This is a genomic window from Streptomyces sp. JW3 (assembly GCF_052216785.1).
Taxonomy (GTDB): domain Bacteria; phylum Actinomycetota; class Actinomycetes; order Streptomycetales; family Streptomycetaceae; genus Streptomyces.
The window spans coordinates 1-346 of record NZ_JBQOUX010000285.1 but is presented as its reverse complement, the minus strand read 5'-3'; the positions used below and the strand labels follow the sequence as shown (position 1 = coordinate 346).

General features: G+C 86.7%; 1 pseudogene. It reads right to left on the bottom strand.

Annotated elements, in window-relative coordinates:
• Positions 1–346: pseudogene (locus tag ACTT8P_RS38525) on the bottom strand (hypothetical protein); the annotation flags it as partial.

Here is a 346-nt window from a genome sequence, read left to right as displayed (position 1 = left end):
CGCCGGAGCCGCCCTTGCGGCGGCCGCGCTGCGGCGCGGCCGGAGCGGCGGCGCTGCCGAAGGCGTCCTGGCCGCCCTGCGGCTGCGGCGCGTTCAGGCCCGCGGCCTGGAGACCCTGCGGGGCACCCGGCGCCTGGCCGGCCCCCGCGCCCGCCGGGGCCGGCCGGCCCTGCGGGGACTGGGGAGACTGCGGCAGCGGTGCCACCGGGGACTGCGGTCCGCGCGCACCGCCCGGTGCGCCCGGCTGTCCGCCGTCCCGGCCGGGCAGCGCGGCGCGCGGCCCCTGACCGGGCGCGAGCCGGGGACCGCCGGGGGCACCCGCGCCGAGCGCGCCGCCGCCCTGGCC